Raw genomic sequence first — 25,329 nt, forward strand, 5'->3', positions numbered from 1 at the left:
TACTGACCCTGCATGATCTTGAGCGTCCGCTCAATTCCCGGCACTCATCCCTAATGAACAAATCAATCCAATTGGCTACTGTAAATGTCACGAAATACATGGCGTGCTGCTCCCGAATTGGCATACTTTCTTCCCATGTTTCAAAGATTAGCATTAAAGAATCAACCCGAGCGGACGCCCTATATCATTTTAGGTCTTAGGATCGCTACGCTAAACCTAAGACCAGTTGGGAGTGGGCTGATATTTCCATTTGTAAGAGCAGACGCCCTAGGAATAGTTATCAAGAGAAATAAAAAACCTACTCAAAGCTCTATTAAACCTATCAATGCTATGCACCAGAAAGGTTACTCTTGTAAAACTTATTCTTTACCCACGCAACTTTTCTCCAATGCTTTTCTCCATTTGGTTCTGTGATGGTAAAATCAAGCTCTTCTACCCCATTAACAAATAAACTAATAGGTACCTCTTCACCCAGATGTAAGGGTTTAAAATGACTTATTGATTTGCAACTAAACTCTTTAGATATCGATTGGGCTATAAAATTTGTAAAAGAAGGGAGGTAATCACGAGCATTATTTTCTAATTCGATACCTAAATCAATTTCTATTAAAAAAACGGCCTCCTTTAATGAATTCAAATAGCTAAGGTTTTCATCAGTCTCTATTCCTGAAATATTGATTGCATGCTCATAATCTTCTAGTGAAAAATAATCATAATCACATATATCATAATCGATCATTAAACATTTACACAGTTTATCTAATAGGTTTGTCAACTTTGCGCTACTAGAAATATCTAAAATTATACTTGACTTGGTTATCATTTCTTAAAAATTCCAAAATTGGCTTAGTAATTCTTGGTCTATAACTTCAATCTTAACGGAAGGATTACTTGGATTAAAAGTATCAAAAAAATCCTTGAACTCATCCAAAGTATGGGTTGATTCTGTCTTTCTTATAACTTGAACTATACCATTATCACCTACTTGCTTTACCCCTTTAGAAACGTTTTTCGCTGCATTCCCTCCAATTCCGCTGAGCAATTTAGTATCAACCGTGACTCCGCCTATGGTAAAGTCTGCCATTGATATTGCGGAATTAGGCGGTGTATTGAAATGAACCAGTTCACCTAAACTACTTTTATATTTAGCGTATGCAATCTCAGCCCTTGCAGAAACATCCCCATTTTTTGCAAGTAAATATTTTTCGCGAATTGTATTAAGATTTCCTGTAATTTCTCTTACACCTTTAGACGGTTTGATTACCACATCCCAAGCTTCAACTAATTCTGCTCTTCTTGCATCACTCGCCTTCTCAAATAAATGCCAAAGATCGCTCCCTTGTTCCCCGATGTCAGCCTTAAGAGCTTCTGGCAATTCATCGAACCATTTCACCCCAGTAACAGCCCTCCTTACCCCTGTTTTCCCCCCTTCTTCGACAATTTCTAACGAACCCTTATAAATATTCTTGCTGTCATCGATAATATATTTAACACCCGCCAACTTAGCGATTACCCTTTCTACATCATATCGCCAATAAATATCCAGAATTACATCATTAACTATTTTAAACAGGTAATCCTTCCCATTTTTGGCGAGGACAATAATTTCATTAGAAGCCTTAACGGCAAATTTAAGCCCAGCAGCCTTTGCGGCCATCAATACATTCGTTGTAGCCTTACTTACTGCCGCAAAATCAATTACCTTACCACCTATTTTTACTACCATAGCCGTAACACCTACCTTAACTAGTGCTTCGGCAGGTATCACATCCAATATCGCCAATGCCTGCTCCCAATCAGCCAGCTCTTCATTTGTTCTGTAGTGTTTACCCGTTACCCAACCATATATGGCCGGTGCTCCTGTTGCTGCGGTAACGATATCTGCAACAATCTCGGCAAAGCCAACTTCCCATCCCTCACCACGGGCGATTCGGTCATCCTTAAGCCTAAGCCAGTTGATGGTATACTCTTTAAAAGATTCAACTGTAACCTGATTTGCCTCCCAATAGGGCACCTTATAGGTAAAAGCAAGTAATTCGAATGTGGCCTTTTCGCTTAGCTCATCAGAAAATGTCCACTCCATTTCAGTACTGAAATCCTGGCTAAATACAAGGTCAGCTTTGACTTCGCTAAATGTCTGGTAGTGGTACGACTGGGTATTTTCATATCCTTGACGGCCAAGGTATTCTTCCATTATAATTGCCGCCTTCTTCCAATGAGGGTACTCCCAAAAGAAGTCTCTCCAGAAGGATTCTTCAAGATGGTCATAAACAATCTTTTTACCGGTTTCCCATTCACCTTCACTAAGTTGGCCTTTAAATGCCGCTTCTTTATCAGTTACTTGACCGATAATCTCTTGAAACTTGTCGGCGTCTGACGGGTCTGCATTTATACTTTCCTTTAGCTTACCCGGTGATTCCATCAATGCCGGTATTGCTTCATCAACCAAGCCTTTCAGCACAAATGCTTTGTCTGAGAAATAGTCCGAAAGAAGAAGCATTCTAATTTCCTCTTCGCTCAATGGTCCTTTCCCATTGGTGGCTAGCCAATTATTGATCTCGACTGATAATTCTTCAAGAACTTCAACGATAAGCTTTTCCTGAACACCCAGTGATTGGTTATCTGCATTGGAACGGCTTCCTTTAGTAACTTTCCCATCTTTGTCGATCAGGAAAATATCCCCGCTGGAGTCAGTGATCTTAACCGACTTTTTCTCACCCGTCTCTTCATCGGTCTCTTGTTCGTAAGTGGTCTGCGTTCCATTTTCATCTGTAACCACAATTACACCATCATCGCCCACTGTTACATCACTGATCTCTCCGTTGAAGTCAATATCCACTCCATCAAAGTCATCATCGGTATTATTGTCTCCATCATCGGAACCTGCATCACCATCACCTTCCCAGGTCTCTATCAAACCATCAATACCATCCGAAAGAGCAATCACTTCACCGTCCACTACCTGGTACAGTTCATTGACCCTAATATTGTCAAACTTCACCGCGAGATTGAAACCGAGGAATGGGGTTTCAACAGAGCCATAGCCTGAAAACACTCCGTCACCTCCCGTTACTTTGGTGAGCCTCATATTGAAGTCCCCCACGGTAAACACCTCGCCTCGAATGGCAGAAATAAGAGGAGTGGTATTTAAAGGCTGCTGAACCTCCTGAGGATCACCACAGACAAATACGCGTGGTGGATAGGTGGTAAACCTTTTGGTTTCCGTCCATGAGCTGACAAAGGCTCCCCGTTTGCTACCAACACGAACCTCGTAGGCCGTTTGAGCCATCAGGTCTTGTAGTACCACATACATGCTGTCGGCCAGTTGTGCATCCGGCGGGAGCTGTAGTTCTTCCACAAACCATTCCGCCTGAGGATTGTCCGCCAGCCTGTATTCTACCGTGTAACCGTCCGGTTCCAGCGAAGGAACCCATGAAGCCATCCCCATGCTCTCATTAAGCCCCCAGGCCTTAAACTCGTCCGGTTCAGGCAGCGGTTCTTCATTTTCGGCTACCCTGAAAGTGCAGATCTTACTGTAGCCATTGTTTTTGAAACGATCTCTCCCACCAAGGTCTACCGCCTGAACCTGCCAGACATATTCCATGCCCGGTACCAAGGGTGGTTCTGCTACACCGTAGAGCAGGCTTGTTTCCGCCGTTTGTAATTCATAGATCGGGTTGGTGCTGAGCACAATGTCCGCAGGGTTTCGGCCTTCAGAACGGATTTCGTACAACCTGAAAATATAATCTGTTGTAAAGCTGGAATTGGGTGAAATAGCCATCGGTGTCCATTGAAATATCACCGATTGCTGCATCTCATTCAGCTCAAGCTCAGCGGCACATGCGGGTTGGTTGAGCATGGGTGGGTCAGGGCGTACCAGCCAGAGGTTCTGGCAGCTTTGTTGTGAAAGCTGTATTTCGGAGTGGCGGTAGTCATAAACGGTAAAACAGAACTGGTAAAACCCTTCGGGCAACCTGCCATATCTTTCAAACTCCGATTTGCTGTAGCCGCTAAAAATAAGGTTCCTGCTCGCAAACAACGGTGCCAGGTCAGTAGCATCCAGCCAGGTGGAAAGTCCTCCTTCGATGGTTATGGGCGGAGGGTTATAGGTTGGTGAAGTTTCTATCCTCACCCCCTGCCCTTCAATCACCAGCCTGATCCTCACATCATATACCGGTTCGGTAAGGTCACGCAGGAAAAGGTTCAGCTTGAGCTGTTCCGACCCCGGAGCTACATAGTCGCTGATGCATACGGAGTATGGAGGTGCGATTTGGGTGGTAGCATTTACCGGATATATCTGAGAGAAAGCACTTTGAGCTACTCCCATGAACAGGTAAATCGCCATCAACAAGGCATGGATCAGGGAGTAATTAAATCTGTATTGGTTCTTGGTAATATGCTTCATTTATTCACCCCAAATTGATATGCTTTAATAGACACGGCTATCTAACGGCTCCTTCAAACCTGTTAGTCAACTAATAAAATTATGGGGATTTAAAATGAGGCATCGAGTAGCATCAAAATCATTGTTCTTTCATTCTTCTTAAAGACAAACGCAATGTATTTGCACCAATACCATTCTTTAAATGATATACAAAACTATAGCTATTATTTATTAATAAAAGCGCTTTATTACCGATAAGCTTACATACTAAAAAAGGACTCTCGACTAATAAGTCAAAAGTGTACTCCTAATCATAACATAAAAAATAACACCTGTTGCCTATATCTTACACGTCATAAAACCTGACCTCATTAATAGCCTGATTTTCAGCCAACATTTCCTTTACTCACTCCGATGCAAGATTCATTCATTATCCTCCCCCTGATCCTTGCATCAGCTACTGACCCTGCATGATCTTGAGCGTCCGCTCAATTCCCGGCACTCATCCCTAATGAACAAATCAATTCAATTGACCACTATAAATGTGGCGAAATACATGGCGTGCTGATCTCGAATGGCATACTTTCTTCCCATGTTTCAAAGATTAGCATTAAAGAATCAACCCGGGCGGATGTCCTATTCCTTTTTAGGTTGTAGGATCGCTGTGCTTAACCTACTACCAGAGGTGCAAGACAACGGAAATATATACCTATGTGGCATTGAATTCTCTTAAAAACATAAAAAACTTGTTAGATTAAAGTATTGTTGTACTGCAAGTAAAGTGTACGAATAGTAAACGCTGTACAATATCAACCATAACGTTTCCGAAAAACGCGATATCACAAACCCTTCTCCCTCTTATACTCCATCATTTCCTGATAATAATACTCCTCATTGCAAGCCTCAAAATCTCTGGCTATCACCAAAAAGTTATCCGTCTTTTTGAAGGACATTGAAAAGTCCATATGTATAATTCTCTTACAGACCCTGAGATAAATCTCCTTTACCTGCGTTTCCCATTGATCAAACTCCTCTACATTGAGGTCCATAATGTCATAATTCTGGTCAAAGAAAATATATGACTTTTCCAGTTCCTCAGAATACAGATCTATGGGAAGTGTATCTGCTTCGGAGAAATAGTGCATATCTGGTGCGTTGTAATACTCACCAATATTTGATTCATCCCAGGTACCGTCAATTTCTGACTCTAAACCAATTGCTACTGTCGGAGGAAATGGCCCCTGCATGGTGTATTCCAGTAGGATGCAGTATACTTTTCCGTCGATCTTTATCTTCTTTTGGATCTGGTCCGTAATCTCCTCGACCAACTGCTCCTCTATCGTGGCCAGCGTATCTGTCATATTTTGCCGCTCGTCAGGCCGCTGAAAAATAATTCTTGAACTGTCATTATCCTTCCCTTTTCCGGTTATGCGCTCTAAAGCCCCGTCATAATTGTACTCAAACTGCACATCATATTCGTAATCATTCCCATGAGCGGTCAATTTATAACCATCCAGCCTGTATTCCTGGCTATGATATTTTTTAGTAAACGCCCCATAGGATGAACACTCCATATACAGGTCAGGCATCTCCTCCTTAAAGTATAGGTAAGCGAGCTTAATAGGCTTTTTCTCATCTTTATTAATAAAAACCGTGGCACTTTTATAGTAGCCCTCATGATACTCAAACACGGTCTCATAAGATACACCTCCCCCCAGGTGAAGTACTCTGTAAAACGCCCGCCGCTGATCCATATTGATCCAAAGGGTATACAGGTCATCTTTCTCAGGATCAAAGTCATCAGACTCTAAAAGAAAAGAGTGTTGACCATTATTAAATTCATTATTAAGTTCTGAAAAAAATGGTTCTATCTCATAAAGCGGATGTTTAGCTGCCATTTCTACCAAGCCATCATTTTGTAAAGCGGCAGTTTTCATAGCCTCATGGCTATTGGCTAGGTTGTTAAACTCCTCTTGTAATTCTTCTGTAGTTATCATCTTATCATAAAAGTTTAAACATCAAAAATGAGGACTCCATGAATGAGTTACCTCACCATTTCTAGTGATTATTGAGAATACTGATAATTGGTTATCATACAGTTTTCTCCGAGGTGTTATTCAATATTAAATATTAAATCAGCAAGAAAAAATTCAACCCTCACATTTCGAACAATAACAAACACCAAGGCTATTTTAATCGATGTTTTTAGCAAACAGCCGGAAGCAGCGTTAATCCGTCAATAAATAACCCTGACGACCGAGGGTGCGTATATCTTATTCGATAAAACAATAGGATATGGATTTTACAACTATCTGGAAACGATGTGAAACAAACCTCTTCAACTTCATTTTATCTAAAACAAATGATGCAGCACTGGCCCATGATATACTTCAGGAAGTTAGTATTAAACTTCACAACGCCTTGGTCAGAAAAGTGGAAATCCGAAATCATACCTCCTGGCTCTATCAGGTTGCCAGAAACACAATAAGCGACCATTACCGCAGCCAAAACATCTCCAAAACGCAAATGGCAAGTCTTCCAAACAGGAATGCCTCTGAAAGTTGCATATGTGACCTATCTGGTTTTATTATTCAAAACTATCTTCCTCAAAAGTATAGCCACGCTTTATACCTCAGCGACATTGAGGAGTTGCCTCAACAGCAAATTGCAAAACAAATGGGCTTATCGTTGACAGCTACAAAATCCAGGATACAGAGAGGCCGACAAAAACTCAGGGAACTGGTAACAAAGTGTGTTAATATTGAATGGAACAGTCGTGGAGAACCCGTTGACTACTACCTTAAAAACTCATGCGAGCTACCTCCAGAGCTACTAAAGGAAATAAAAAAAATAAATCTAACACTTTAAGCTGCGTCTTTTCACTCCTTTCCTACGACTATAGGAGAAAAAAGTGAATATGAAAGCATCAAATTTATTATCGTATGTGGCCGTTCCATTGCTACTAATCTTAACGGGCGGGCTTACCTATCTATGTATAACAGAAGGCTGGAACAAAGAACTAATGACCTACGCACTCTTCCTGCTTACTTTTGCCTACATACTTTTGCTAGAGCATAGTATACCTTTAAAAGCTCATTGGAAAAGCAAAAAACAGTCTCTTTTGACGGACCTCAAACACCTTTTCTTTTCCACGGCCATATTTGATGCTCTGGCTAAAGCAGTCGCCATAGGAGCCATTCTAAAACTGCACGAATACCATGCTTCGGAAATGGTTCTTTGGCAAGACTTACCCTTTATAGCAAGCTTTATCATAGCAAACCTTATTGGGGAGCTCTTACCTTACCTATATCACAGAATAAGCCATATCGGAAATCATAGGTCTGCGTTTAGTGTGTTTTTATGGAAAATACACGCCATACATCACTTACCCACTTCTATGAACTGGTTCAAAACCAACTGGATACACCCCTTCAATATTTTCCTGAATACCTTTTTTAAAATAGCGCCACTACTCATGCTAGGATTTGGTGAAGATATACTGTTCGCCGTCGCTATGCTTCACATGGTGGTAGCTTACCTTTCACATGCCAACATTCAGGCACATACCGGGATTCTCGATTACCTTATTGTAACTCCAAAGATCCACCATTTCCACCACAGCACTAACATGACCCAGGCGAAGAATTATGGCAGCATTCTACCCTTTTGGGACCAGGTATTCGGAACATTTTACAATAAAAACGAAATGATTATCGAAGTTGGCATAATCGAAAATGATAAACTACAGTACCCTGACCTATTCAACTACCTTGATCAGTTAAGGTTTCCCGTAATTTCCAAAGATTGTTGCTAATCGCTTAATACACCAATATAATCTATTAAAAATCTGATCGTTACGTTCTCGATCAAGGCCGCTAGCTGCATCGAGTATATACATTTCAGTAAGGCAACCTGAAAGAAAAAATATTTGTGACTATTTCTGCTTACTTAACCTATACCGAATCTAACTGAAAGAATTGCATTTCAACTTATTTCAAACGTTGTAAAAACTTCAAGTCTTTCGAAAACATAAAATCTGCAAACCTGTTGTTGATAAAAACTTAACTCAGATTGCATATACAAGCTTTTATTAAGCCATAGGCTTTGCTAAATTCGCCAGCACAAATTTGAAAGATAAAACTAATAAGTACATGTTTCCATCTATAGACCCAACAACAACGTCAGCCTGGAAAAAGCTTAAGGGCCATTACAATAGCATAAAAGCAACTCACCTGAAAGAGCTGTTTGCTCAAGACCCTGACCGTTTTAAAAAGTTCAGCCTGAGGTTTGAAAATATATTAGTCGATTTTTCCAAAAACAGGATCACTGAAGAAACCAAAAACACTTTATTAGCTCTTGCCAAGGAAGTCGACCTTAAAGCAGCCATCGATGCCATGTTCTCCGGTGAGTCAATTAACAAAACCGAGCAAAGAGCCGTGTTGCACACCGCACTTAGAAACAGGTCTAACGAACCGGTAAAGGTTGACGGAGAAGATGTAATGCCTGCTATTAATGAGGTACTACAAAAAATGAAGGAATTTTCCAGTGCTGTGATAAACGGTGAATGGAAAGGTTACACTGGCAAGCGAATAACATCTATTGTTAACATAGGCATTGGAGGCTCTGACCTTGGACCGGTAATGGTTACTGAAGCACTCAAGGCTTATCAAAAGCCGGGGATAGAAGTGCACTTTGTTTCAAACGTAGATGGTACACACATAGCCGAAACATTGAAGAAGGTAGATCATGAGACAACGCTTTTCATGATTGCTTCAAAAACATTCACGACTCAGGAAACTATGACCAATGCACATAGTGCACGAAGCTGGTTTATAGAACAAGCCAAAGATGACGAGCATATCAAGAAGCACTTTGTTGCGATCTCTACTAATGGTAAAGCTGTAGCTGAGTTTGGGATTGACACACAAAATATGTTTGGGTTCTGGGACTGGGTCGGTGGCCGCTACTCTTTGTGGTCAGCTATTGGTCTATCCATAGCCTGTGCCATAGGCTACGAAAACTTTGAAGAACTGCTTGCCGGCGCCCATGCTATGGATGAACATTTCAAAAGCAAACCTTTTGAACAAAATATACCCGTGATACTCGCGCTGCTGGGTATTTGGTATAACAACTTCTTTGATGCGGAATCCCATGCCCTTTTACCTTACGACCAATATATGCATCGTTTTGCAGCCTACTTCCAGCAGGGGGACATGGAAAGTAATGGTAAATATATAGATCGCAACGGAAGCAAGGTACAATACCAGACAGGTCCCATCATCTGGGGGGAGCCGGGTACTAATGGCCAGCATGCCTTCTACCAACTGATTCACCAGGGAACGAAGCTTATCCCATGCGATTTTCTGGCACCTGCCATTAGTCATAACCCCATCGGGGATCATCATGACAAATTGATGGCAAACTTCTTCGCCCAGACCGAAGCGTTAATGAATGGAAAAACTGAAGAGGAAGTACTGGCAGAGCTGAAAGGTCAAAACCTTTCTGAGAGCGAGATCAATGAACTGAAACCATTCAAGGTCTTTGAAGGAAACAGACCAACGAACTCCATCCTGTTTAAAAAACTAGACCCCAGAACACTCGGTAGCCTGATCGCCATGTATGAGCATAAGATCTTCGTTCAAGGGGTGATCTGGAACATCTATAGTTTTGATCAGTGGGGTGTAGAACTAGGCAAACAGCTTGCAAAAAAGATCCTCCCCGAGTTATCAGACAAAACCTCGGTGAGCTCTCATGACGGATCTACCAATGGGTTGATCAATAGCTACAAAGCATTTAAAAACGAGTAAAATAGTATTATAAGGTCAGGCATTCATCACTTTCTTTAAACATTAAAAAGTGCTTTTATTGGCCGTGATGATAGCCTGATCAAAAAATTCAGAAAAAAATCAGGTGTACCTGAAACATTTATCGTAAAATTACGATTAAGAGAATATGGGCTTATCAAAGATCGAAAAATTTACAGCAGAGCAAAATGAAATGGCCAAACTGGCTAAGGCGCTGGGCCATCCTGCAAGGATTGCAATCATTCAATTTCTGGTGAAGACAAAGTCATGTGTTTGTGGAGATATAGTTGACGAACTACCGCTCTCACAATCCACCGTCTCTCAGCATTTGAAAGAACTTAAGACAGCAGGACTCATTAAAGGTACCATTGATGGGCCAAGCGTTTGTTACTGTATTAATGATGTAACATGGCAAAAAGCCAAAGCTATGCTCGGCGACCTTTTCGAATCTTATGTCAGCACTAATAGTTGCTGCTAAAAAATTTGCTCAATCCAATCGTAATATTACGATACAAAGTTTAAATTTCTAACTTTACACCAAGATTATGAAAACGACAACATTCCCAAGAGTACATGCGAGTTATTATGTTTCAAACATAGAAAACACAATAGCATTCTATTCAAAGTTTTTTGAAAAGGAACCTGTAAAAGTTAAAGCAGATTACGCTAAATTTTTACTGGAAGCTCCTTCATTGAACATCTCATTCATTCAATCAACCAAACCTGTCAAACCTGATTTTATTCACTTTGGCATAGAGGTTAATGATCCTGAAGAGCTTAAAAGAAGGTTGGGCAATGCTATGCATCATGACCTCCCTATTGATGTGGAAAAAGAAGTGAAATGCTGCTATGCCAAACAAGATAAATTCTGGGTAACTGACCCTGATGGCTACAAGTGGGAAGTTTATCAGTTTATGGAAGACGTGGACGAAAACGACGAAAAGTACACTGAAGAGGGAGCTTGCTGCGCCCCTGAAAGCGCGACTACAAAAGATGAAAGTACCTGCTGTGCATAAATAAACTAAGCCTGTCTCAAAAGAAACTGAAGTAATTTTGAGATGGGCTTATCACCACCAATCAGGCAACCACGAACCCTGGGAAAAATACTATTATAATAGGCCTCTAGACTAAAACACCATGATAGATTTCATCAAACTTGCTCCCTCCTACCAGCCCCAGGCACTCAGCCTGCTAACGGAGAATGGTCTTCCATCAGAAGACTTTGACATTTCATCATTTCATGTAATCGGCGCTCTGAGTGAAAAAGAACTGCTGGCCATGGCCGCCTTGGAGTTATATGAAGAACATGCCTTGCTACGGTCAGTTGCCGTTTGCACTGATAGGCACAAAACAGGGTTAGGAACCTGTATAATCAAAGAAATGATCAAGGAATCTCAAAAACTTAACCTAAGTAAACTTGTTGTATTAACAGAAACTGCTGAAGGTTTCTTCAATAAACTAGGCTTTAAGGTTACTGACCGTGAAAAAGTACCTAACGCAGTCAGACAAAGTAAAGAATTTCAACATATTTGCCCTGCATCCGCAGTATGCATGACTTTGCAACTGAAAAAAGAAACAGATTGATAAAAATATATAAAACTCAATACTCACCTCATTGAATATGAAAAAGAAAGTTCTTGTATTATGTACCGGCAACTCATGCCGCAGCCAGATTGCAGAAGGATATCTGCGCCATTTTGGAAATGACCGTGTAGATGTCTACAGTGCTGGTGTAGAAACTCATGGAGTCAACCCCCTGGCTATCAAAATAATGGAAGAGGATGGCATAGATATCAGTACCCATACATCTAACCATATAGATGAGTACGCTGATATACCATTCGATTATATCATCACAGTCTGTGATCATGCCAAAGAGCGCTGCCCTTACTTCCCTTCCACTGCAGAAAAGTTCCACTACAACTTCCCTGACCCTGCCAAAGCCACTGGTACCGAGGATCAAATATTGGAAGAATTCAGGAAAGTAAGGCGAATGATCAGGGATTACTCGTCTACTTTTGCTCAAGAACACCTTTTATGAAAAGCTAAACCAATATTCTCATAGCCAGGCATTGCAATCGGTTGCGAGCTAAAACTGTTTATTTTTTATTGACAAACGCTTTCATAAGGGAAATTAATCTCTTTATTTAGTCTTGTAACCTCAAAATGCTATGCGAAACGGCAAGAAAAATTTTATTATTGATTTCGATAGTACCTTCACGCAGGTAGAAGCGCTGGACGTACTTGCAGAAATATCCCTTGAAGGACACCCTGAAAGAAAAGACCGCATCAAGAAGATCAAAGACATCACTGATGTAGGCATGAATGGAGAACTTAATCTGCGTGAATCGCTGGACCAGCGACTTGCCCTACTTGATGCTCACAAAAAAGACCTTGAATCTCTCGTGGAGAGATTAAAAAAACAGGTCTCTAAAAGTTTTAAAAGGAATAAAGAGTTCTTTAATGAACATGCAGACCGGATCTTTATCATATCCAATGGTTTCAAAGACTTTATCGTTCCCATCGTTTCCGAATATCATGTTAAACCTGAAAATGTATTCGCGAATTCTTTTGAATTTGACGAAAGCGGAAAAATAGTGGGCTATGACCGGGACAATGCCCTTTCGTTGAATAACGGAAAGGTAGAGCAGCTACGCAAACTAAACCTGCAAGGTGATGTGTATGTAATTGGTGATGGCTATACCGATTATGAGATTAAAGTCGCCGGCCTTGCCAATAAATTTTATGCCTTTACTGAAAATGTAGAACGGGAGAATATTCTTGAAAAAGCTGACCACGTTACTCCTAGTCTTGATGAATTCTTATACATAAACAAAATGAACACAGCTATCTCTTACCCTAAAAACAGGATCAATGTGCTACTGTTAGAAAATGTACACCCAAGAGCCATTGAACAGATGAAACATGAGGGCTATAATGTTGAGGTATATCCTGCAGGACTCGACGAAGATGAGCTTTGTGAAAAAATCAAAAATGTTTCTGTATTGGGTATCCGCTCCAAAACACAGGTAACCGCTCGTGTACTGGAATCCGCCAACAGGTTGATAGCAGTTGGTGCATTTTGTATAGGTACTAACCAAATTGACCTTGAAGCATGCCTGAAAAAAGGAGTTGCTGTATTCAATGCGCCATTCAGTAATACCCGCTCTGTAGTGGAGTTGGCAATTGCTGAGATCATTGCGCTTATGCGTAAGCTTTTTGATCGATCCACCTTCATGCATCAGGGTAAATGGGATAAATCAGCAAAAGGAAGTTTCGAAATCAGGGGTAAAAGCCTGGGTATTATAGGTTATGGAAATATCGGTGCTCAGCTATCTGTACTTGCCGAATCACTCGGTCTAATTGTATATTACTACGATGTTGAGGAAAAGCTTGCCCTCGGTAATGCAAGAAAATGCCACTCGCTGCAAGAACTCCTCAGTGTATCCGATATTGTAACCCTGCATGTGGATGGTCGCCCTGAAAATAAAAACATGTTTGGTGAGGAGCAGTTTAATATAATGAGGGATAAAGCAATATTCCTTAACCTCAGCCGTGGACATGTTGTAGATATAGCAGCTTTAAAAGCAAATATAGAAAGTGGCAAAATTGCTGGTGCCGCAATAGATGTATTCCCTCAGGAGCCTAAGAGCAATAATGAAGAGTTTATCTCAGAACTGAGAACTCTGCCCAATACTATACTATCCCCACATATCGGAGGTAGTACCATAGAGGCACAGGAAAATATTGCCAACTTTGTTCCCAATAAGATCATGGACTATATCAATACGGGAAGTACATCAAACAGTGTAAACTTTCCAAACCTGCAATTACCCACTTTGGAAAATGCACACAGGCTAATACACATCCATGAGAATATGCCAGGCATCCTGGCACGCATCAATAAAGTGCTGGCAGACCATGACATCAACATAGTAGGACAATACCTAAAAACTAATGAGGTAATAGGTTATGTGATCACAGATATTGATAAGGAATATGATAAAGAGGTGATCAAGGCTCTTAGAAATATTGAGCACACCATCAAGTTCCGTGTTTTGTATTAATCTATAAAACTTATCTACAGACTTCGGAAGTTTTGTGAAATTTCCGAAGTCTTATATATCTTTTCAGGTTCAAGCGCCCGCCCCTAGTATTACCCGCTTATTAAAATTCTTCCTGATTATCTATTTGAAGACCCTACCTTCGAATTAGTTTATAAAAGTGCAGATCATGAACACCAAACTTCTCTTGGCATCAAGTGCCATATTTCTCGGCTCCATTGGCTTAGCTACGTCCTTTTTTCCTCAAGAAATGCTGGCTATAATTGATCTGGCTGAAACACGCATATCCGTTTTACTGGTGCAAATTCTGGCCGCTCAATTTATGGGGTTTGGTATGCTTAACTGGATGGCCCAAGGCAATATGCTTGGGGGAATTTATTACAGACCTGTAACCATGGGCAATCTTGTACATTTTGGCGTGGGTGCCATTGGAATCATTAAAGCTGCTCTGGCAACATCTAACAACACCGCATTATGGCTTGCAGCAGTCCCATATACGATCTATGCCTTATTGTTTGCAAAGGTATTTTTCAAATCTCCGGTAAAAAGTAACTAAACACCTTAATGATCGTGCTTATAATGTAAATTATTAAGCATAAGCCCTGATGCCGGAGCCATAAAACTTAGTGCTTCCGTATGCCTGTCTTCCAGAGATTTTTTGATCTCCTCCAACGTAATATCACCATTGCCAAGAGCAAAAAGAGTTCCCATCATGAGTCTCACCTGGTGCCTCATAAACCCCTGACCATGTACATGCAGCGCATAACTGTGTTTAGGAAAAAAATTGGCAGTAAAAACATCATTCTCTCGTATTTCACAATAGAGTATCTCTCTATGAAGTATAGTATCCTCAGAAGGTTTGTAGCAATAACTGGAAAAATTATGGGTACCTTCAAAAAGTTTTGCTCCCTCCTTCATCAACTCAATATCAAGCTGTTCTTTCATGTAAACCATAAAAGGAGCGCAGAAAGGGTGGTTTTTTTCACCATAGGAAAACAAATATAAATACTCTTTGACTTTAGGGTCTTGTATTACGTTAAAGTTTTCCGTAACCTCCTCCACGCTCAATGCCCTGATATCGTTAGGCAGATTGATATTCAATTGCTCCAACAAAAACTGCGTATCTACCGGCTCTCTCATGAAAAGCTCAAAGGCAAAGTTATTGGCAGACACCATGGCGTCGGTTCGCGATGAGCCCAGAGTTCTAAATTCTGAATGCTCCAAAATAAAAGTCAGGGTCTTTTCCACCATCCCCTGAACCGTTTTTACATTAGGCTGCTTCTGCCAGCCATGATACCTGAATCCCAAAAACTGAAGCTCAACAAGATAAAAATACTTCCGCATACCCGCGAAGATAGGGAATTTTGAAGTAGTTGATGGATAAATAAAAACACGCAAAACCGTCATCACGAGGAGGTACGACGAAGTGATCCCCCCAATCTTGGCACAAACTATCACTACCCCGTATCAATTTTTCCGGTCACATTTAAGTAGATTGCTTCCTCCTATCGTCGTCGCAATGACGAATTTAACTTAATATAAGTGGTAGGAGCACGACGAAATGACCGCCCAATTTCGGAGATGGAACGCGTCTAGCCTTCTAATTCTGTTTGTCATTCACGATAAGGGGATTTCCCCGAAAGCATTCGGGGCAGGCTGTGCCTTACTCCACGCAATGACGATAAATTATTCGATATTTTTTCATCGTCATCACGAGGAGGCACGACGAAGTGATCTCCTCAATCTTGGCACAAACTATCACTACCCCATATCAATTTTTTCGGTCATAATTAAGAAGATTGCTTCCTCCTATCGTCGTCGCAATGACGAATTTAACTTAATATACGTGGTAGGAGCACGACGAAATGACCGCCCAATTTCGGAGATGGAACCCGTCTAGCCCTCCTAATTCTGTTTGTCATTCACGATAAGGAAATTTCCATGAAAGCGTTTGGGGCAAGCTGTACCTCACTCTGCACAATGACGATAAATTATTCGATATTTTTTCATCGTCATCACGAGGAGGAACGACGAAGTGATCTCCTCAATCTTGGCAAAACTATCACTACCCCGTATCAATTTTTTCGGTCATAATTAAGGAGATTGCTTCCTCCTATCGTCGTCGCAATGACGAATTTAACCCAAATCACGTCAAAGCCACCTACCAGTCAATCGGAAAATAATCCTTCAAAAACTTACCACTCCAGTGAGTCCCCGTATTGATGCCGTCAAAAAATGGATCGCAAACCCTGGCTGCACCATCCACAATATCCAACGGAGGCTGAAAGTCATGCACATTCTCTTTATGTCGGGCAAGCTCAGCAGGATCTTCGTCCGTAACCCAGCCAGTATCAACAGCATTCATATAAATACCATCTTTCGCCAGATCACTCGAAGAAGTATGAGTAAGCATATTGAGTGCTGCTTTGGCCATATTCGTATGCGGGTGCCTGTCCTCCTTTTTGAACCTGTGAAATTTACCTTCCATGGCCGAAACGTTAACGATATGCTTTTGTCCTGTATTGTCTCGCCTCATCATCGCGCTAAGTCTGTTGCATAGCACAAAAGGTGCCACCGCATTGACCAGTTGCACCTCCAGCATTTCAGGTGTCTGGATCTCCCCTAACTTCAATCTCCAACTGTTGGTTTTTCTTAAATCGACCTGCTGCAGGTCAGCATCCAGTTGGCCTTCAGGAAACACCTCTTTTACATTCAATGATTGATCAAAACTATAAGGAATCTGCGACAATTGGGCAGAAGCCCTCAACCCTACTCCAGGCTCGTTAGTGTGCCAAGAGACAGGCAAAGCACTACTTTTGCCCCCCTGCACCACACCTATACCTTTCAATTGATCGAGGCAGTCATGGTGTTTATGAAGTAACATTTTAGCTGCATCGGACAGGTCACCATAAGGCAGACTCTCGTTCGCCATCATATGCTGAAAGAACCCAGCAGGTCTTCTTACAGTCTGCGCGGCATTGTTGATTAAGATATCAAGACGATCATAATGCTGCTCTATATAACTAGCAAATATCTCAACACTGGGGATATGCCTGAGGTCAAGGCCATGGATGTGTAAGCGGTGCCCCCAGACGCTAAAATCTTCTTCATTGGAAAACCGTAGTGCCGAATCAACCGGAAACCTCGTTGTGGCCACTACCGTAGCTCCAGCCCTCAGCATCATAAGTGTAGCATGATAACCAATCTTCAGCCTTGAACCGGTAATCAAAGCCACCTGTCCGGTAAGATCTGCGGTTTGAAACCGTTTTAGATAATTGAAATCCCCGCACTCCTTACACATGGTATCATAAAAGTGGTGCAGGTGAGTATATTCTTTTTTACATACGTAGCAATTTCGCGGAGAACTTAGTACACGCTCTTCCAATTGCTCCTCAACTACTGCTGTGATCTGCCTGGGAGCCATAAAAACAGATGCTGTTCTGGCAGACCTGATACCTGTAGCTGCACGTGATTCCCGATCACGCTGTACCACCAACTGTCTTTGATGTTGTTTTGAAAGTTTATGTCGTTTCCTGACCTCATCACGATCTGGTCTTGACAACATACCGGCAGCTTTAAGCAAAGCCACCCGTTTCTCTTCAGGCAGGGCAATCAACTGCCCACTATCAGCCACAAGTTTTTCCAGTACGTAAAGACAATTCTCTACCTCCTGAAGGGTTAACTTTCCCTCTGCAGTTTCATCGCTCATTCAAAAATTAGCTATCAAAATTAATCCGCGAATATAATTTAAAGTATTGTCTGATTTTAATATTAAATCCCCATTCTGCCATAAGCCCTAAAAGAAAATATAGGTGCCCGAATGTGAAAATATATTTCCGGCTAAAATACCACCTCATCAAAAAAGGCTAGAACAAACAAATAAGGTGAAAAACAAAAACGCCACTTAAAAGCAACAGAAGGCTTATTTCACTTCTCCTGATGTATTTTTGTTGAGGTCAGATACCCGCTTATTTTGAGTATTTGTAGTAGGTCATAACTTTTATGGGTTTAGGAATGAAGCGAAATTGAACTTGAATTTATTGTTCAACCGAAACCCTAAAACCCCATGAAACCAACTTCAAGTGTTGGGTGGCAAACCTTTACCCTGCCACCTGCTCATACTATTATTAAAACTTTACAGAAAACGATTGCAGCCAAAAACCTTATAATTACTGGTCTACCCTTACTTATCAGTGCATTTTTAAACTTCACCACGATGGCCCAGGTTGTACCAGTAGGTAGCGGAAGTTATACCACTAACTTCCCCGGAACTGACGAAGCCGGAAGAAACACATTTCCTTCTGGTTCTCCACAGCTTTCTGGTATTGCAGCGAACAAACCGGTGCCTACAAACGATTGGTGGTCCAACCTGGTAAAGAATGATCACGGAGGCCAGGCGTTTAACTATCCACTATCCTTTCGGTCTGAGAATGAAGGACTCGTTGTCAACTACACCATACCTTTAGCTTCATCTCCCAATGAATACAGAGAGCCAATGAGCGCTGTGGATGCCATAAAAGTTGGCGTCACTGGTCTGAATGCAACCAGATCAACCATCTCCAATCACTCGGACTGGACTGCGACGGCTAATTGGACCTCAGGTGGAAACAACTTCTCAGCTACTATGGGCATGGGAATGCCTTTTGTTTACTTTAACAAAGCTTCAGGCAACACAGCACGCGTACAGGTAAATTTCAATGCCCCGGGTGTCACTATTTCCGGCAACAAACTGCTGATCCAAAACAATATGAATAACTCCAATTATGTTGTTTTTGGACCCTCCGGATCAACCTGGTCAGGGAATGGAGGTGTCTTCACCTCATCACTGGCAGGAAAAAACTACTGGTCTATGGCTCTTGTGCCTCCGGGTATGGATATCAATAGCTTCATAGCCAATTTTGAGAAATACGCTTATGTATTTCCTTCCAACACAACCGTAAACTGGAATTACAACGAAAGCACATCCATGGTAACAACTACTTTTGCTGTTACCCCTGATGTAAAAGAAGGTGGCTACAACCAGGTTTTGCTGGGACTCCTGCCCCATCAATGGGCACACCTTGGAGCAGGATCAGCCCAGCCCAACCTGGCCTCTTACCACACCGTAAGAGGGGACCTGAAAATGCTGGGAGCAAACTCTTTTACAGTAGCCAATAAGTTCAGCGGCGTACTTCCTACCTTACCCAATCTGGCCAAATACAGCAATGGGTTTGACGTAAGCAGCCTGAACGATAAGGTCAATGCGATTAAAGGAGATGGACTACCCGGCTGGACAGATTCATATAACGAAGGACAGAACATGAACCGGCTGATCCAGGCTGCGCGTATTGCAGACCAGATTGGCAACACCGAGGCCCGGGACAAACTATTAGACACCGTTCAGGAGCGTCTGGAGGACTGGCTGTCTGTTGAAAATGGTGAATTGGCATTTATGTTTTATTACAACGATACGTGGGATGCCCTTCTAGGCTACCCTGCGGGCCATAGCCAGGACAGCAACCTCAACGACCACCATTTTCATTGGGGGTACTTTATCCATGCAGCGTCGGCGTTGGAGCAATTCAGACCAGGCTGGGCAAACAACTGGGGTCCTATGATCAACATGCTGATCAGAGATGCAGGTAATCCTAGCAGGACCGACAACATGTTTCCTTTTCTGAGAAATTTCAGCCCCTACGCAGGTCACGCCTGGGCTAATGGCTTTGCCTCTGAGCCTTTCGGAAATGATCAGGAGTCAACCTCGGAATCCATGCAGTTTAATGCTTCTCTGATCCACTGGGGTACTATCACCAATAATCCTGAAATCCGTGACCTGGGTATTTACCTGTACACCACTGAGGTCACAGCCATACAAGAGTACTGGTTTGATATTAACAACAGAACTTTCCGTCCTGAATATGCACACGAGATGATGGCCAGAATATGGAGTGCCGGATATGACAATGGCACCTGGTGGACCTCAGACATTGCAGCTTCCTATGGCATTCAGCTCTACCCTATCCACGGCGGAGCATTATATATGGGATATGATCTGGACTACGTCCAAGAAGTCTGGAACGGCATGACATCTAAAACGGAAGTACTCAGCAACACTCCTAACGCTAATTTATGGTATGATACATACTGGAGTTTTCTGGCGTTTCTTGACCCTGCTCAGGCCATCAGCCTTTATAATAGCTATACCGCCAGAGATGTAAAAGTAGGCATATCAGATGCACAGACCTACCACTGGCTTCACTCCATGAATGCGCTTGGCCATGTAGCAAATGAGATTACTGCGGATTACCCCATCGCCAGTGTTTTCGAAAAAGACGGACAAAAAACCTATGTAGCCCAAAATTATGGTAACTCTGCCATTACGGTTCACTTTTCTGATGGAGCCACACTTTATGTCCCGGCAGGAGAAATGGCTACAAGTAAAGATACTGGAGCATCAATCGCCATCTCAGCCCCAGGTATTGTCAAAGAACCCTGCACTCCGGGTATAAACAGTAACTTTACCCTGGAAGCTAACGTATCAGGTTCGGGTGTTTCCTATGTTGAGTTTTTCAGAAATGGTGTTTCCATAGCCACGGATAACTCGGCCCCTTATCAGCTTTCACAATCATTCGGCTCTGATGGGGTATATACATACACGGCCAGGGCGCACAGCGGATCTGGCTTTGAAGTAAGTAATGTTTATCAGGTCATTGTAGGTTTGGGAACTCAGGTTCCGTATACTTCTCCACATGCCGTGCCTGGCACGTTCGAATCAGGCCTGTATGATGCCGGTGGCAATGGTATTTCTTACTTTGACACCAACCCAAATGTTTATGAAGCAAATTTTCGTCCCGAAGATGAAGTTGATGCTGCCACCTCGCCATCTCAGGGCACATCCATCGGGTGGATTGCAGCTGGAGAATGGGTAGAATATAGCATTAATGCAACATCCGGAAAGTTCGACATAGATCTGAATATTGCATCAAAAGCAGCTGAAGGTGGTATGAGTGGTTCAATAAGTATTGACCTGGATTGCAATACTGTAGCCACCATTAACTCAACGCCACTTACGGGTGACTGGGATACCTATCAACCTGTTAAGGCCACTGATATTAACATTCCATCAGGAACACACATTATTAGGGTGACCTTTAACTCAGGAGTCTATAACCTGGGAAAACTTACGTTTACAAGGACCGGAGATATTGACGGGAACAACTCTCCCCCTGCCACTCCTTCAGGTCTGCAGGTTACCAATACTTCCTCCAACAGCCTTACCATTTCCTGGAATGCATCAACTGACCCTGACAACAATCTCAATGGATATGATGTATACCTGAATAATGCACTGGTTGATCAGGTAGCTACAACAGCATACACTTTCACGGGACTAGCACCAAACACCACTTATCAAATAGAAGTCAATGCCCGCGACAGCGAGAATGCCACTTCCGCAAAAGCTGCAGTTAGTGGCACTACTGATGAACAGACTTCTAATGGCATACCTATTCCCGCAGTTATCCAGGCAGAGAGTTACACCAACATGAGTGGTATTCAGCTGGAAAGCACCTCTGATGTTGATGGCGGTCAAAATGTTGGCTGGATTGATACCGGCGACTGGATGGAGTATGAGATCTTTGTGCCTGAAGCTGGTGATTATACCGTAGACTATAGGGTAGCCAGTCTGAATGCAGGTGGCATCATTGAATTTTTCAGCAATGGATCTTCCAAGGTCACCACCAGCTTTGATGCTACAGGAGATTGGCAGAACTGGACTACAGTGAGCGCAACAGTTAACCTACCTGCTGGAGATCAGACTATCAGACTGGTTTCTAATAACGCTGGGTGGAATATTAACTGGTTGGAATTCAAGTCGTCAGGAAATAACCCTCCGGGCGGAGTATGTAATTTTTCCGTTAACGCTGACTTCTCCGTCAAGGCTTCAGGGGACTCCAATAACCCAACTTTGACCTTTATCCCCGAACGCGCCGGTGTGGGATCACCAACCTGTATTTTATACTACAGCACATCTCCTGATGGCACTTACCCGGGATATCTGGCATCTGCCAATACACCTTATCAGATCAATGCCACCTCCGGACAGACCATTTACTTTTATTACACTTACAGCCTGCCTGAAGGTGGAGAAAACAACACACTGAATAACAAAAAGAGTTTTGTTGTTGGTGCATGTGGTAGCAGCAGTGCAAGACTGAATACTACAGAGGAAAACAGAACTGAACAGTTACAGCTATACCCTAATCCGGCCAATAGCAAAATTTCTGTATCAGGATTGCCTCATGGTACAACCGAGATTCTGATTTATGATGCAACGGGACGCACTCAGTCAATAACCAGGATTGATGATGAACAAAGCTTGTCCCTGGATATCAGGCATCTCATCAAAGGGCTGTACTTCATTAGGGTGCAGACAAAAAATGATGTAATCACAAAGCCCTTCATAAAAGAGTAAACCAAGATAGTACCTTAAATATGTCGTCATTCCGTCAAAATTGAGGTTCCCGCTACAGGATGTATAACGAATTGAGGGCCTCTTAGGAATGACGACTTTAGCACCCATTTTATTGAACCGAAAATCACACAAAAGCAAACAGAATGCATTAACCAATTTAAAATAACCATGGCTAAGAGGTGTCAAACCCCTTGGCCTAAATGTTCAACTTAAACCAACTCCCCATGAAATCTTTAATTCCTTTAACCAGGGTCAAAAGAACGGTGCTTCTTTTGGTCATGTTAATACCTATGCTGTCCATAGCACAGGTTACAGTTCCTTTTAAAATTGAAAACCACTCCGGCTTACCCGACAATCAACTCTTTGTGGCAATTGTGGGCGAAGATCTGGCTGTCCCCAGCAATCACATATGGGTTGATCCCTCTACCGGAGCACAATTGCCCATGTCGCCTGCTTACAATACGGTACAGGGGCCTGTTTACGGAGGCAATCAAGGGCCAGGGCAAAACGGCCTGTATGCGGACTGTTTCAAACGACTCAGTGATATCTCCAATAATACCGTTATGGTACCTCCCATTCAGGGCTGCCGCATTTTTATCGCCTATGAAGAGCAACTGTATTTTTACTTCTTTGGGTCTTCCGGCGCTCAGCGGGGGTACACCTCCCCTAATGCCACCGACCCAACAGACCCCAATCAGGGAATACGCTATGAGGTTATTGAACTGACCAATAACCAATACGGAATGTTTGCCAACACCACGCGGGTTGATTCATACCAGTACCCTATCGGTATGGAGCTCTTTGGTTCGGATGGCTACTACAAAAAAGTAGGAGAAATAGCTACCCATGAGGAAATAGTGGCAGCTTTTCAAACCAGTGTACCTGCTGAATTCCAGAAATGCCTTGACCCTGAAACCGGTGAAATAACCGCACCTTCCAAAACTCCTGAATTTGCTGATGGTTCAGTGGGCTCCATGCCTGTACCCGGACCTTATGTAAATTATATGAAGCCTTATGTAGATGCAGTATGGAACAAATATGCTGGCGAAGACCTGATATTTGATGCCGGTGACGCCGGGGTCTGGAAAGGCCGTGTTCAGGGAGAACAACTCGTTATGGTAAGCCAATCACCCGCATTTCTGGGAAGAAAAGCTATCATCACCAGAAGGCCCACTACCCAGGAAGTTTTTGAAGGAAAGGGTGTACTGGATAATGTTGTACAAGATGCAACAACCGACTTGTTAGTACAAGCTCAGCTATGTGCGGCTCTTAACCGTCATGTCATAGATATTAACACTCCTAACCCCGGTTTGCAAGATTGGTCTGACGATTCCAAATACTACCAGGCTTCCCCGTGTAACCATTATGCCAAGTTCTGGCACCAGCAAGGCATTAGCGTAGATCGACTTTCATATGGATTCGCTTACGATGATGTTTTTGATTACTCTTCTTCTGTTCATACCCCTAATCCATCCCAAGTCATTATCAACATAGGCCCCTACAGTGGTGACAATAACAACGGCACACCCATTCCTGCCACTATTCAGGCTGAAAACTTCACCAATATGAGTGGGATACAGCTTGAAGTAACAACCGATCAAGGCGGCGGTCAAAATGTAGGATGGATTGACGCCGGCGACTGGATGGAATATACCATTAATGCCCCTGAGGCTGGAAATTATACTGTTGAATACAGAGTAGCCAGTTTGAATGCCGGAGGAGTCATTGAGTTTTTCACCAACGGTTCATCCAAAGGAACAACAACTTTCAATGCAACAGGTGGATGGCAAAACTGGACTACTGTCAGCACAACAGTAAATTTATCTGCCGGAAATCAAACCATCAGGCTGGTCTCGAATAATTCCGGGTGGAATATTAACTGGATAGCATTTAAATCGTCCGCTAATCCTCCTCAAAATGGGTGCAACATTTCCGTAAATGCTGATTTCTCAGTGGAGATTTCAGAAGATGCCAATAACCCCAGGTTGACTTTTGTCCCTAAAAGATCTGGTGTCGGCTCCTCAACCTGTATTTTATACTACAGTACATCTGCCAACAATCCTTACCCTGGTTATATGGTTGCGGCAAATACACCTTACCAGATCAACGCCAGCGCCGGGCAAACCATTTACTTTTACTATACCTATAGTTTGCCTGAAGGTGGTGAAAACAACACTTTAAACAATAAGAAGAGTTTTATAGTGGGTAACTGTGGTCAGGCAAACGCAGCAAGAACCTCCTCCACAACATCAGAAATAGATAAAAGTGGTGAGCAGTTGGTGAATACGCCCATACTATACCCGAACCCGGCCGATGACTATCTGAATATCGGCAAGTTACCTGAGCATGTAACTGAGATCATCATTTATGACAATACAGGTAAGAGTCATTTGACACTCAATGCCATAGAGGGTCAACAGATTTCGCTGGATGTAACCCACTTGCGTAAAGGTCTCCATTTTATCAGAATACAAAGTCAAAAAGGTGTAACAACCATTCCTTTTATAAAGAAATAACTAAACCATCCCGGCTATAGTATGGAATACTGGTGACCAGATCAGGCCTCTCCATTTCTGGTATGTGGTCACCTGACCTTATACGATTAGTCCGGAACTACATAAACCA

Annotated in this window: 17 protein-coding genes; 12 read left to right on the forward strand and 5 right to left on the reverse strand. The window is 42.4% G+C overall.

The features are described 5' to 3' along the window. The coding region (locus tag JMN32_RS27440) for a hypothetical protein (RefSeq protein ID WP_238354647.1) at positions 1-200 on the forward strand (200 nt) is incomplete at its 5' end. A 128-nt stretch (positions 201-328) separates the two neighbouring features. On the opposite strand, the gene JMN32_RS26765 is transcribed toward JMN32_RS27440, so the two are convergent. From JMN32_RS26765 to JMN32_RS26775, 3 genes are all read right to left on the reverse strand, one after another. Then, a complete protein-coding gene (locus JMN32_RS26765; RefSeq protein WP_202859495.1) occupies positions 329-739 on the reverse strand; it encodes a hypothetical protein in 411 nt (136 codons plus the stop codon). Positions 740-826: 87 nt separating this feature from the next. Beyond that, positions 827-4,405: a hypothetical protein gene (locus tag JMN32_RS26770; protein WP_202859496.1), complete on the reverse strand. Its 3,579-nt coding sequence runs from the start codon at positions 4,403-4,405 to the stop codon at positions 827-829. 818 nt (positions 4,406-5,223) lie between these two features. Then, on the reverse strand, positions 5,224-6,381 hold the full coding sequence (locus JMN32_RS26775) for a hypothetical protein (protein WP_202859497.1): 1,158 nt from the start codon (positions 6,379-6,381) through the stop codon (positions 5,224-5,226). A gap of 298 nt (positions 6,382-6,679) precedes the next feature. On the opposite strand from JMN32_RS26775, the gene JMN32_RS26780 reads away from it, so the two are divergent. The 9 genes from JMN32_RS26780 to JMN32_RS26820 all read left to right on the forward strand — a co-directional run bounded on the left by JMN32_RS26780 (position 6,680) and on the right by JMN32_RS26820 (position 14,808). Further along, positions 6,680-7,252: a sigma-70 family RNA polymerase sigma factor gene (locus JMN32_RS26780; RefSeq protein WP_202859498.1), complete on the forward strand. Its 573-nt coding sequence runs from the start codon at positions 6,680-6,682 to the stop codon at positions 7,250-7,252. A 49-nt stretch (positions 7,253-7,301) separates the two neighbouring features. Next, complete coding sequence (locus JMN32_RS26785) at positions 7,302-8,198, forward strand: sterol desaturase family protein (RefSeq protein WP_202859499.1); 897 nt, start codon at positions 7,302-7,304, stop codon at positions 8,196-8,198. 337 nt (positions 8,199-8,535) lie between these two features. After that, entirely contained in the window at positions 8,536-10,191 is a 1,656-nt protein-coding gene (gene pgi, locus JMN32_RS26790; RefSeq protein ID WP_202859500.1) for a glucose-6-phosphate isomerase, read from the forward strand. A 145-nt stretch (positions 10,192-10,336) separates the two neighbouring features. Then, positions 10,337-10,666 carry an ArsR/SmtB family transcription factor gene (locus JMN32_RS26795; protein ID WP_202859501.1) on the forward strand — a complete coding sequence of 110 codons (330 nt, stop codon included), beginning with the start codon at positions 10,337-10,339 and terminating at the stop codon, positions 10,664-10,666. A 67-nt stretch (positions 10,667-10,733) separates the two neighbouring features. Continuing rightward, a complete protein-coding gene (locus JMN32_RS26800) occupies positions 10,734-11,204 on the forward strand; it encodes an ArsI/CadI family heavy metal resistance metalloenzyme (protein WP_202859502.1) in 471 nt (156 codons plus the stop codon). Positions 11,205-11,325: 121 nt separating this feature from the next. After that, positions 11,326-11,772 (forward strand): arsenic resistance N-acetyltransferase ArsN2, encoded by a 447-nt coding sequence (gene arsN2 / locus JMN32_RS26805; RefSeq protein ID WP_202859503.1) that lies wholly within the window; start codon positions 11,326-11,328, stop codon positions 11,770-11,772. Positions 11,773-11,809: 37 nt separating this feature from the next. Beyond that, positions 11,810-12,229: an arsenate reductase ArsC gene (locus JMN32_RS26810; protein ID WP_202859504.1), complete on the forward strand. Its 420-nt coding sequence runs from the start codon at positions 11,810-11,812 to the stop codon at positions 12,227-12,229. Between the two features lie 130 nt (positions 12,230-12,359). Further along, positions 12,360-14,255 carry a phosphoglycerate dehydrogenase gene (gene serA / locus JMN32_RS26815; protein ID WP_202859505.1) on the forward strand — a complete coding sequence of 632 codons (1,896 nt, stop codon included), beginning with the start codon at positions 12,360-12,362 and terminating at the stop codon, positions 14,253-14,255. Positions 14,256-14,421: 166 nt separating this feature from the next. After that, the gene (locus JMN32_RS26820) at positions 14,422-14,808 is read left to right on the forward strand and encodes a hypothetical protein (RefSeq protein ID WP_202859506.1); all 387 of its coding nucleotides are present in this window, start codon (positions 14,422-14,424) and stop codon (positions 14,806-14,808) included. 5 nt (positions 14,809-14,813) lie between these two features. Here the strand turns inward: JMN32_RS26820 and truA are convergent, their stop codons facing one another. Together truA and JMN32_RS26830 are read right to left on the reverse strand one after the other, a co-directional pair. Next, positions 14,814-15,596 carry a tRNA pseudouridine(38-40) synthase TruA gene (gene truA, locus JMN32_RS26825; RefSeq protein WP_202859507.1) on the reverse strand — a complete coding sequence of 261 codons (783 nt, stop codon included), beginning with the start codon at positions 15,594-15,596 and terminating at the stop codon, positions 14,814-14,816. Positions 15,597-16,413: 817 nt separating this feature from the next. Further along, complete coding sequence (locus JMN32_RS26830) at positions 16,414-17,961, reverse strand: SDR family NAD(P)-dependent oxidoreductase (protein ID WP_202859508.1); 1,548 nt, start codon at positions 17,959-17,961, stop codon at positions 16,414-16,416. 357 nt (positions 17,962-18,318) lie between these two features. On the opposite strand from JMN32_RS26830, the gene JMN32_RS26835 reads away from it, so the two are divergent. Continuing rightward, the gene (locus JMN32_RS26835) at positions 18,319-22,704 is read left to right on the forward strand and encodes a glycosyl hydrolase (protein WP_202859509.1); all 4,386 of its coding nucleotides are present in this window, start codon (positions 18,319-18,321) and stop codon (positions 22,702-22,704) included. Positions 22,705-22,928: 224 nt separating this feature from the next. After that, entirely contained in the window at positions 22,929-25,220 is a 2,292-nt protein-coding gene (locus JMN32_RS26840) for a beta-1,3-glucanase family protein (protein ID WP_202859510.1), read from the forward strand. Positions 25,221-25,329 lie beyond the last annotated feature (109 nt).

The organism is Fulvivirga marina (assembly GCF_016775155.1).
Classification (GTDB): Bacteria; Bacteroidota; Bacteroidia; order Cytophagales; family Cyclobacteriaceae; genus Fulvivirga; species Fulvivirga marina.